This is a genomic window from Inquilinus limosus MP06, from assembly GCF_000767795.1.
Lineage (GTDB): Bacteria > Pseudomonadota > Alphaproteobacteria > DSM-16000 > Inquilinaceae > Inquilinus > Inquilinus limosus_E.
Genome location: NZ_JANX01000176.1, coordinates 1 through 10,474, shown reverse-complemented (window position 1 = coordinate 10,474; position 10,474 = coordinate 1). Strand labels below are relative to the sequence as shown.

At 66.9% G+C, this 10,474-nt stretch carries 8 protein-coding genes and 1 tRNA gene; 7 read left to right on the top strand and 2 right to left on the bottom strand.

What is annotated here, in order from left to right:
- Positions 1–192 precede the first annotated feature (192 nt).
- The 3 genes from P409_RS15480 to P409_RS15470 all read left to right on the top strand — a co-directional run bounded on the left by P409_RS15480 (position 193) and on the right by P409_RS15470 (position 4,230).
- Positions 193–268, top strand: a tRNA-Glu gene (locus tag P409_RS15480).
- A 318-nt stretch (positions 269–586) separates the two neighbouring features.
- Positions 587–2,344 (top strand): ABC transporter ATP-binding protein, encoded by a 1,758-nt coding sequence (locus tag P409_RS15475; protein WP_202964679.1) that lies wholly within the window; start codon positions 587–589, stop codon positions 2,342–2,344.
- Positions 2,344–4,230, top strand: a complete 1,887-nt coding sequence (locus P409_RS15470) for an ABC transporter ATP-binding protein (RefSeq protein WP_152613400.1) — start codon at positions 2,344–2,346, stop codon at positions 4,228–4,230. Before P409_RS15475 ends, P409_RS15470 begins: the two co-directional genes overlap by 1 nt.
- Here P409_RS15470 and P409_RS41235 read toward each other — a convergent pair.
- Both P409_RS41235 and P409_RS15465 read right to left on the bottom strand, forming a co-directional pair.
- Complete coding sequence (locus tag P409_RS41235; RefSeq protein WP_202964678.1) at positions 4,203–4,571, bottom strand: SDR family NAD(P)-dependent oxidoreductase; 369 nt, start codon at positions 4,569–4,571, stop codon at positions 4,203–4,205. The genes P409_RS15470 and P409_RS41235 overlap by 28 nt on opposite strands.
- Before the next feature lie 25 nt (positions 4,572–4,596).
- Complete coding sequence (locus P409_RS15465; protein ID WP_034838613.1) at positions 4,597–5,535, bottom strand: ArsR/SmtB family transcription factor; 939 nt, start codon at positions 5,533–5,535, stop codon at positions 4,597–4,599.
- Positions 5,536–5,710: 175 nt separating this feature from the next.
- Between P409_RS15465 and P409_RS15460 the strand changes: the two genes are divergently transcribed.
- The 4 genes from P409_RS15460 to P409_RS15445 all read left to right on the top strand — a co-directional run.
- On the top strand, positions 5,711–7,585 hold the full coding sequence (locus P409_RS15460) for an ABC transporter substrate-binding protein (RefSeq protein ID WP_034838623.1): 1,875 nt from the start codon (positions 5,711–5,713) through the stop codon (positions 7,583–7,585).
- Positions 7,586–7,650: 65 nt separating this feature from the next.
- Entirely contained in the window at positions 7,651–8,655 is a 1,005-nt protein-coding gene (locus tag P409_RS15455) for an ABC transporter permease (RefSeq protein WP_034838610.1), read from the top strand.
- On the top strand, positions 8,655–9,524 hold the full coding sequence (locus tag P409_RS15450) for an ABC transporter permease (RefSeq protein ID WP_034838608.1): 870 nt from the start codon (positions 8,655–8,657) through the stop codon (positions 9,522–9,524). The genes P409_RS15455 and P409_RS15450 overlap by 1 nt, the downstream gene beginning before the upstream one ends.
- Positions 9,521–10,474 (top strand): ABC transporter ATP-binding protein (locus tag P409_RS15445; RefSeq protein ID WP_052120698.1); only part of this gene is annotated, 954 nt, incomplete at its 3' end. The genes P409_RS15450 and P409_RS15445, both read left to right, overlap by 4 nt.

Sequence of the window (10,474 nt, the reverse complement as noted above, 5' to 3'; positions counted from 1 at the left end):
CCGCTGCGCCGACCAGCCGGTGGGCCAGGCCCTGCTGCGCCGCGACGCGCTGCTGCATGTGGCCGGCACGCTCAGGATCGACCGCTGGAACGGCAACACCCGGGTGCAGCTGTTCATCGACGATGTGGCGCCGCTCTGGGCCGAAAACGCTTGATTTCCCCGGCCGCTGCCGGTAGGTATCCGCGCCGCGCCGACCCCTTCGTCTAGAGGCCTAGGACATCGCCCTTTCACGGCGGTAACACGGGTTCGAATCCCGTAGGGGTCGCCAACGGTTTCAGATGCTCGGCCTCGCCTCGCGCGAGGCTTTTTCGTTCTCATCGCCAGATCGCTGTGCCGGACCCCGGAATCGGCGGGGCGCCGACGCTTCGGACCGGGCTTGAACTCGCCGCCAAAAAGGCGCGTTATGGCTCGAAGAATGACTGCCCGACCGAGCCTCGGCTCCCCACGGGCAGTGCGCCCGGAAGTACTGGATCACCCCGTGTCTACCGATACGATCGCGAGCGCGCGAAGGCGCGACGATTCACGTCTCCATATTGCGGCAGCCCATTGGGGCCGCGGAGTCGGGGCACTCCTTCGCATCAGCCGCATGACATTGCGCCATCCCTGGCAGGTCGGCATCGCCATCGGGTCGACCTTCATCGCCGCGACGCTGCAATTGTTCATCCCCCGTCTTCTCGGCCAGGCCGTCGACCAGGCGCGCGGCGTTCTCACGGCCGCAGCCGGATCGGCGACGGAAGCCCAGACGGCGCTGCTGACGACCGCGCTGGTGCTGTTCGCCGTCAGCGTCTTCCGCGGCCTCTTCACCATGCTGCAGAACTATTTCGGAGAAGCGGTCGGGCACCATATCGGCTACGAGCTGCGCCTCGCCTGCTACGACAAGCTGCAGCGCCTGGGCTTCAGCTTCCACGACCGCGCGCATACCGGCGATCTGATCACGCTCGGCATCCTGGATCTCGAAGGCGTGCGCATGTTCTTCAGCACCGGGATCGTGCGGCTGGTGCTGCTGACCGTGCTGATCGGCGTCGGCGCCACCCTGCTGCTCAGCACGGATCTGGTGCTCGGTCTCCTGAGCCTCAGCTTCGTGCCGTTCGTCGCCTGGCGCTCCTCGGTCACCCAGCTGCGCATGCGCTCGACCTGGCTCGCCCTGCAGGAGCGGATGTCCGTGCTCAGCCGGGTCATGGAGGAGAACCTCGGCGGCATCCGCGTCGTGCGCGCCTTCGCGGCCCAGGCGCATGAGCTCGAGAAGTTCGACCGGGCCTCGCAGAGCGCCATCGAGATCGGCCACGACCGTGTCGATATCCGCGTGGTCAACACCGCCGCGATGAACCTGTCCTTCTTTGCCGCGATGGGACTGGTGCTCTGGGTGGGCGGCAACCGGGTGATCGACGGCGGGATCAGCGTCGGCACGTTGGCGACGTTCCTGACCTTCATGACCATCCTGCAGATGCCCGTGCGCCAGCTGGGTCTGCTGGTCAACTCCTTCGCCCGCGCCTCGACCTGCGGCACACGCCTGTTCGACCTGCTCGATCTCGATCTCGGCATCAAGGACGAGCCCGGCGCCAAGGACCTGGTCGTCACCGATGGCGTGCTGCGCTTCGAGAACGTGGATTTCCGCTATCCGGGGGGCGGGGAGCGCAACGTCCTGTCCGGCATCAGCTTCGAGGCGCGGCGCGGCGAGACCATCGGCATCGTCGGATCCCCCGGGGCCGGCAAGTCGAGCCTGGTGCACCTGATCCCGCGCTTCTACGACGTCACCGGCGGGCGGATCACGATCGACGGGCAGGACATCAGCAAGGTCACCCTCGACTCCCTGCGGCAGGCGGTCGGCATCGTGCAGCAGGATTCCTTCCTGTTCACCACCTCGATCGAGAACAACATCGTCTATGGCAATCCATGGGCCAAGGACGACCAGATCGCGCGCGCCAGCGAATCCGCCCAGCTGCACAACTACATCCTCGGGCTGCCGGCGGGCTACGGCACCGTGGTCGGCGAGCGCGGCGTCTCCCTCTCCGGCGGGCAGCGCCAGCGGCTGTCGATCGCGCGCAGCCTGATGCTGAAGCCCGCCATCATGGTGTTCGACGATTCGACCGCCGCGATCGACGCCGGCACCGAGCAGCGGATCCGCAGCGCCATGCGGCGCTTCGCCAAGGGCCGGGTGACCCTCGTCATCGCCCACCGGCTGAGCTCCCTGATGCATGCCGACCGGATCCTGTTCCTCGAGGAGGGCCGCATTGTCGAAAGCGGCACCCATGAGGAGCTGCTGGCCAAGGGCGGCCGATACCGCGCGCTCTACGACCTTCAGATGCGACCCGGCGACGATGCCGCGCAGCCGGTGGTGCCCTGATGTCCGAAAAGACCGATGACCGGGACGAGGTCGAGGACCGGCGCGGCCGTCCGCGGGCCGTCGTCGGATCCCATCGCCCGGAAGAGGAGGTGTTCGGTGCGGCCTTCGACGGGCGCATCATCCGCCGCATCTGGCAGTTCGTGTACCCGTATCGCCGGAAGATGGTGATCGCGGTCGCGGCGGTACTGCTGTTCACGCTGAGCCAGGTCGCCATCCCGCTGATCATCCGCTTCGCCATCGACCACGGCATGGCGACCGGCAGCCGCGGCGCCCTGGCCGGAGCCGCGATCGCCTTCGCCGTGGCGATCCTGATCAATTACGGCGCCAGCTGGGTGCAGGAGACGGTGGTCGGCAAGGCGGCGGAGGACGTCCTGTTCGACATGCGGCGCGCGATGTTCGCGCATCTGCAGCGCGTGTCCCTGTCCTTCATGGACAAGACGGAGGTCGGCCGGCTGATGTCGCGGCTGCAGGGCGACGTCAACTCCATGCAGGAATTCATGGAGACGTCGGTCCTGTCGGTCGGCGACATCGCGCTCCTGGTCGGCATCATCACGGTGATGCTGCTCCTGGACGTCCGGCTGGCCCTGCTCACCTTGTCGGTGATGCCGGTGCTGTTCGTCGTCCGCCTGTGGTGGCTGCCGCGGGCCCGCGACGCCTTCATGGCCGCGCATGAGACGAACTCGGTCGCGAACGGCGCGCTGGCCGAGGCGATCCACGGCGTGCGCACGGTCCAGAGCATGGGCCGGCAGCAGCTCAACCTGCGTCTCTATGACGACAAGGCCCACGGCAATCTGCGCACCCATCTCCGCGCCGCGAAATATGCGCAGGTGATGGTGCCGATCGTGGACACGCTGACGGGTGCCGCCATGGCGGTGGTCATCGTCATCGGCGGATCGATGGTCCTGGGCAACACCCTGGACATCGGCATCATGGTCGCCTTCCTGTTCTACATTCAGCGCTTCTTCGACCCGATCCGGTCGCTGACCCTGCAATACAGCGTCATGCAGCGGGCCATGGCCTCCGGCCACCGCATCGCGGAGGTGCTCGACATCCCCGTGGATATCCAGGACCGGCCGGGCGCGGTCGACCTGTCGCCGGCGACGGATGGGTCGGTCGAGTTCAGGAACGTGACCTTCGGCTACCGGTCCGGGCAGCCGGTGCTGAAGAATGTGAGCTTCCGCGTCAATCCGGGCGAGACGGTCGCCCTCGTCGGCCCCACGGGCTCGGGGAAATCGAGCGCCATGGCGCTGGTGCATCGCTTCTACGATGTCTGGGACGGCCAGGTGACGGTGGGCGGCCACGACGTGCGGGACCTGACCCAGGAGTCGCTCGGGCAGCAGGTGGCCATGGTGCTGCAGGAGCCGTTCCTGTTCTCGGGCTCGGTCTTCGAGAATATCCGCTATCACAAGGCCGATGCGACCCTCGACACGGTGGTCCGCGCCGCGAAGGCGGTGGGGGCTCACGACTTCATCGCGCGCCTGCCCGACGGCTACGAGACGGTGCTGGACCAGCGCGGCGGCAATCTCTCGATCGGCCAGCGCCAGCTCATCAGCTTCGCCCGGGCGCTGGTGGCGGACGCCCGGATCCTGGTCCTGGACGAGGCGACGGCGAATATCGACAGCTACACCGAGATGCTGATCCAGAAGGCCCTGGTCACCCTGCTGGAAGGACGTACGGGCCTGGTCATTGCCCATCGCCTGGCGACGATCCGCCACGCCGACCGCATCATCGTGCTGCAGAACGGCGAGAAGATCGAGTCGGGCACGCATGACCAGCTGATGGTGGCCAGGGGACTCTACGCCCGGCTCTACACCATGAACTACGCGTCGTTCGACGACATCCCGGACGCGGTCGTGAATCAGGCGCCGGTCGGCACGGCGACCTGAACTCGGCACTGACCGCGCCAGATCCTCGGGCGGCATCCAGGCCACCCGATAGGCGGCGTCGGACGGCGGTGCATCGGGCGATCGGGCCTCGAGCGCGAATGTCCGGCGCCTCTTCCTGGAACACCCGGTCCCGGACAGCGCCGCGGACCGGGTCGGATTTGTACAGCAGCGTCGTTCGATCCGCTCCTGGCGATCGTCGATCCGGCCTGCCCGATCCCGTGCGGCGTGCGCGCCAGGATCGCGACCTTCGCTCCGGCCCGCGCCTGATGCAGGGCGATCTCGCGTCCGATCCCGCGGCCCGCGCCGGTGACGACCGCGACGGTGCCGGTCAGATGGGTCATGATCTCCTCCTCGATCGACAGATCGTCAGGCCTGCAGGCGCAGGCGCATGACGATGTCCTGGTCGTGGTTGCCGAAGCCCCGGCCGAAGATGTTGAGGCCGCCCGGATGCTCGGCGTTCTCGTCGATGCCGATGCGGAGGCGGATCGCGTGATGGTCGTTCAGGCGGAGCTGGTCCAGGGTCACGGCGGAGGCGCGGTTGCCGTCGACGAATGCCCCTTCATCGGTGACGCGCCAGCTGACGAGCTTGCCGTATTGCGAGCCGGCGAGCTTCCACCACCGCGGCGTATAGCGGCCGCGGATGTCCCCGTAATCGCCCGGCGATGTCCAGGTCGCGACGGCGACATGGTTGATCCACAGCGTGATGTCCGACGGCCAGTCGCTGTTGGTGCCGGGCACTTCCGACGACAGCTCCATGGTGACCTCGAGTTGCTCGATCGCCTTTCCCACCACCTTGGCGTTGTTGGGGAACTTGTATTCGACGAAGCCGCGGCCGAACCAGATCAGCGACGCCTTCATCCGGTTCGGGTCGAGGAAGTGGTCGGGGACGTCGAGCAGGCCGAGCACGCCGTCGGTCGAGCACAGCCCGCAGGGCGCGCTGACCTCGCAGGTGGTGTAGAGGCCGATCGGCATCGCGACCTCGATGATCCGGTCGTCCTGCAGCGCGTCCGGATCGTCGAGCCGGACCGTGATCTCGTCATAGAGGGCCGAGCAGACCTTCTGCTGGCCCTTGCTGGCCTTCACGGTTTCGGTGCGGATCAGCTCCGCCCGCTCCAGCTTCTGCACGTTGATCGCGACCGTGGATTGCGGCAGGTCCAGCTCGCTGCTGATCTGGTTGACGTTCAGGGGGCCGCGCTGGCGGAGCAGCCTGAGCATGGCCAGCCTGACCGGAGAGGACAGCGCCTCCAGCGCCTCGCCGCCTTCGCTGGCCGTCAATGTCAGCAGCCGTCGCTGTGGGACATCCATCGTACGATCAATCCTTCAGAGAGCCGCGACACCATAGGGTCTTCGAATCTATATTAACAGAACTGATATATATCAAAATCATTGACGAGATGATGCGAATGGGGCTTCACTCCCTGCCGAACCGGCCCCAGAACCGGTCAGAAAGGGAGAGCCTATGCGCGTCATCAGGTTGCTCATGCTCGCCTTCGCGAGCCTCATCGCCAGCACGGCCGCGTCATCCGCCCAGGGCACGATCTCCGACCTGCCGCGCCGGGAGACGCTGATCCTCGAAAATCCCGAAGGGACCATCAAGAATCCCGGCTGGTTCAACATCTGGGCCATCAATGCCGGCGGGCAGTATACCGGCCTGCACCAGCTGGCGCTCGACACGCTCTGGTACATCGATCCCGAGCGCGGCCTGGACGGGTCCTGGCAGAACTCGCTGGCGGCCGAAAAGCCGATCTACAACGCCGACTTCACGGAGATGACCGTGAAGCTGCGGCCGGGGATCTACTGGAGCGACGGCGTCCAGTTCACGGCCGACGATCTCGTCTACACCGTCGAGACCCAGATCAAGACCCCGGGGATGCGGTGGAGCGCCCTGCTCTCGCTCAATGTCGACAGCGTTCGGAAGGTCGATGACTGGACGGTGGTGTTCAAGCTGAAGAAGCCGAACTCCCGCTTCCATGCGCTGTTCACGGTGCGCTTCAACGCCATCTGGATGATGCCGAAGCACGTCTTCGAGAAGGCGCCGGACCCGCTGCGGTTCGACTTCAACAAGCCGGTCTCGCTGGGGGCCTACACGCTCTACAGCTACGACCCCGACGGCAAGTGGTTCGTCTGGCAACGACGGGATGACTGGCAGCGCACCACGCTGGGCCGCTATGGCGAGCCCGGACCGAAATACGTCGCCTATGTCGACCCCGGCCCGCCGGACAAGCGCGTCATCGCCCAGCTCAACCACGATCTCGACGTCATCCATGACGTGGCGCCGGAAGGCATGTTCACCCTGGCCAAGCAGTCGAAGACCCTGAAGACCTGGTTCAAGGGCTTTCCCTACGGCCATCCCGACCCGACCCTGCCGGCCGTGGTCTTCAACCTGCAGAACCCGACCTTCCAGAACCGCGACCTGCGCTGGGCGCTGGCCCTGCTGATCGACATCCGCGCCGTCGCCATGGCGTCGTACCGCGGCGCCGCGACGATCTCGGCCATCGCCGTGCCGCCGACCGGAACCCATCCGGACGACTACCACAAGCCGCTGCAGGACTGGCTGGCCGGCTTCGAGCTGGACACCGGCAAGGAGAAGATCAAGCCGTACGACCCGACCATGGGGCAGCAGATCGCGACGATGCTGCGGCCGTCCATGGGGGACCAGATCCCGACCGATCCGGCCGTGATCGCCCGCTCCTTCGGCTATGGCTGGTGGAAGCCCAATCCGACGGCCGCCGCCGAGCTGCTGGAGCGCGCCGGCTACACCAAGCGCGGCAGCGCCTGGACCGGGCAGGACGGCAAGCCGCTCTCGATCAGGATCATGGTCGAGGGCGACTCCCGGCCGGTGATGACCCGCGCCGGCACCATGATCGCCCAGCAATGGCGCCAGTTCGGCATTGACGCCAAGATCGACGTCGCCCAGGGCACCAACATGCTGGACCGCCGCGGCGCCGGCGATTTCGACACCTTCATCGGCTGGAGCGTCGAGACCTATGGCGGCCATCCGGACCTGGCCTTCTTCCTCGACAGCTGGCATTCCCAGTTCGTGGCGCCGGCCGGCAAGACCCAGTCGCCACGCAACTGGCAGCGCCTGTCGAGCCCGGAGCTGGACAAGCTGATCGAGCAGATCCGCACCGTGTCCTTCGAGGATCCGAAGACGGTCGAGCTGGGGCGCGACTACGCCAAGTTCATGGTCCGCGAGATGCCGATCATCCCGCTGATGGCCTACAACGTCTTCACCGCCATGGACGAGACCTACTGGACCGGCTACCCGACGGCCGACGACCCCTACACCGATCCGGTGCCGAACTGGGGCAATTCGCGCCTGATGATGGTGCGGCTGAAGCCGACCCAGCCCTGATCCCTGCGCAAGCCCCGCGGGGTCCGGGCAACCGGGCCCTGCGGGCGATCCCGACGGCCGGAGCCATGAAGCCCTTCCTCGCCTACCTCGCCAAGCGGCTGCTGCAATTCGCGGTCGTCGTCTTCATCGGCGTGAACATCACCTATGTCATCACGCATTCGACGCCGATCGACCCGGTCGAGCAGAGCGTGACCGCCGCGACCTCCTTCGGCGTCACCAGTCCCGAGGCGATCGAGATGATGCGGGCGTCGCTGCGCCAGCTCTACGGCCTCGAGGGCTCACCGGTCGAGCAGTATCTCTCGTTCTGGCGCCGGGTCCTCGTCGGCGATTTCGGCCCGTCGCTGTCGGCGTTTCCGACCCCGGTCTCCACCCTGATCTGGCGGGCCATGCCCTGGACGGTCGGGCTGCTCCTCGTCTCCACCCTGATGACCTGGATCATCGGCAATCTCATCGGCGGGCTCGCCGGCTATTACCGGCGGAACCGGCTGCTGAAGCTGGCCGGGATCGTGTCGATGGGGGTCCATCCGATCCCGTACTACATCGTCGCCTTCGTTCTCCTGATCCTGTTCGGCTTCGTCTGGCCGGTGCTGCCGATCAGCGGCGGCGCCAGCATGAACGCCAATCGCGGAGACACGTTCGCCTTTGCCATGGACGTGCTGCTGCATTCCGTCCTGCCCAGCCTGTCGCTGATGGCGGTCGGCATCGGCGGCTGGTTCATGGGCATGCGGGCCCTGGTGTCGAACATCGTGACGGAGGATTACGTCACCTATGCCGAGCTGGGCGGAGTCGGCCGGCGCCGGATCCTCGGCTCCTACGTGATGCGCAACGCGCTGGGGCCGCAGGTCACCGGCCTCGCGCTCAATCTCGGCGCGATCTTCAACGGCGCCATCATCACCGAGCAGGTGTTCGGCTATCCCGGCCTCGGCTCGCTGCTGATCAGCGCGGTGCATGCGGGCGACTACAGCCTCGTGCTGGGCATCACCTCCGTCTCGATCATCGCGGTCTCGGCCGCGGTCCTGGTGATCGATCTCCTGTTCCCGCTGATCGATCCGCGCGTGGAGGTCCGCTGATGCAGTTCCTCGCCATCCTCCGCGACCTGCTCCGCTACAATCTCGAATTCGCCGCGGGCCTGGTCCTGGTGGGGCTTGTCGCGGTGATGGCGCTGCTGTCCTTCGTCTCGCCGTACCCGCCGCTCGACGTCTATGTGGTGGCGCCGGACGTCCCGCCGTCATGGGACTACTTCTTCGGCACGACCTCGCGCGGGCAGGACGTGTTCTGGCAGCTCACCCTCGCGATCCGCAACACGCTCACCTTCGGCATCGTGGTCGCGGTGCTCAGCCGCCTGATCGCGCTGCTGGTCGGGCTGATCGCCGGCTACAAGGGCGGATGGGTCGACCGGGTGCTGATGTCGATCAACGACACCTTCGTGGTCGTGCCGCTGTTCCCGATCCTGGTCCTGTTCTACTTCATCATGCGCGACGCGATGAGCTGGGCCATGCTCGCGCTGGTCACCGCGGCACTCGGCTGGGCCTATGACGCCCGCCTGATCCGGGCCATGGCGATGAGCCTGCGGACCCGCGAATTCACCCACCAGGCCTATTTCTCGGGCGCGAGCACCGGGCGGATCCTGGTGCAGGAACACCTGCCCTTCGTCCTGCCGATCGTCTTCTCGACGACGATGAACAACATCAACTGGTCGATCGGGATCGAGGTGACGCTGTCGGTGCTGGGCTTCACCGACATCAACACGCCGACCATCGGCGGCATGATCTACTGGGCCAACCAGCACACGGCGCTGGTCGCCGGCGTGTGGTGGTGGATCGCCTTCCCGGTGGCCCTGGTGGTCATGCTCTTCGTCGGGCTGTTCCTGCTCGCGATCTCGATGAACGAATACATCGATCCGCGCAGCCGGCTCGCGCGCATGGGGGGCGGGGCATGAATTCCATCCCGCCGGCAACCCGGCCGGCAGGGGCGGCGCGCCCGTCCCCCGCCGCCGCGCCCCTGCTCGAGGTCTCCGGCCTCAAGGCCTGGTACCAGATGCGGTTCTTCGGGATGACCCGGGAGGTGCGCGCCGTCGACGACGTCACCCTCACCATCCGCCGCAACGAGATCTACGGCCTGGCCGGCGAGTCCAGCTCCGGCAAGACCACGCTGATCAAGACGATCGCGCGGGCGATCCGCCCGCCGCTGAACGTCGTCGGCGGCTCCGTCACCTTCAACTTCCAGGACGGCCGCCGCGACGTCTACGCGATGTCGCCGGCCCAGGTCGACGCCATCCGCTGGAGCCGCCTGTCCTATGTCAGCCAGGGCTCGATGAACGTGCTCAACCCGGTCCGGCGGATCCGGAACACCTTCGTCGACTTCGCCGCGCGCCACATCGGCGGCACCCGGCAGGATTTCTTCGCCGCGGTTGCCGCCCATCTGCGGCGGCTGTCGCTCGACCCCAAGGTGCTCGACGCGTATCCGCACGAGATGTCGGGCGGCATGCGCCAGCGCCTGACCATCGCGCTGGCCACCATCTGCCGGCCCGAATTCATCATTGCCGACGAGCCGACAACGGCGCTCGACGTCATCGTGCAGAAGGGCGTGCTGGCCATGCTGCGCGAGATCCAGCAGGAGATGGGTTCGTCCATCCTGTTCGTGACCCATGACATGGCGGTGCACGCCAACCTGGCCGACCGGCTGGGCATCATGTATGCCGGCCGGCTGGTGGAGGAGGGGCCGACCGCCGAGATCTTCCGGCGCCCGTTCCATCCCTACACGGCGAACCTCATCTCCAGCCTGCCGCGGATCGGGGACGATGTCAGGCGGACCGGGCTGCCGGGGGCGCCGCCGAACCTCGCGGACCCGCCGGCCGGCTGCCGCTTCCATCCGCGCTGCCCGCTGGCG

What these genes read in the sequence shown, in the direction of transcription:
- P409_RS15465 (WP_034838613.1), bottom strand. Translation starts at nt 5,535, where the DNA reads ATGGATGTCCCACAGCGACGGCTGCTGACATTGACGGCCAGCGAAGGC.
- P409_RS15460 (WP_034838623.1), top strand. Translation starts at nt 5,711, where the DNA reads ATGCTCGCCTTCGCGAGCCTCATCGCCAGCACGGCCGCGTCATCCGCC.
- P409_RS41235 (WP_202964678.1), bottom strand. Translation starts at nt 4,571, where the DNA reads ATGACCCATCTGACCGGCACCGTCGCGGTCGTCACCGGCGCGGGCCGC.
- P409_RS15470 (WP_152613400.1), top strand. Translation starts at nt 2,344, where the DNA reads ATGTCCGAAAAGACCGATGACCGGGACGAGGTCGAGGACCGGCGCGGC.
- P409_RS15475 (WP_202964679.1), top strand. Translation starts at nt 587, where the DNA reads ATGACATTGCGCCATCCCTGGCAGGTCGGCATCGCCATCGGGTCGACC.
- P409_RS15455 (WP_034838610.1), top strand. Translation starts at nt 7,651, where the DNA reads ATGAAGCCCTTCCTCGCCTACCTCGCCAAGCGGCTGCTGCAATTCGCG.
- P409_RS15450 (WP_034838608.1), top strand. Translation starts at nt 8,655, where the DNA reads ATGCAGTTCCTCGCCATCCTCCGCGACCTGCTCCGCTACAATCTCGAA.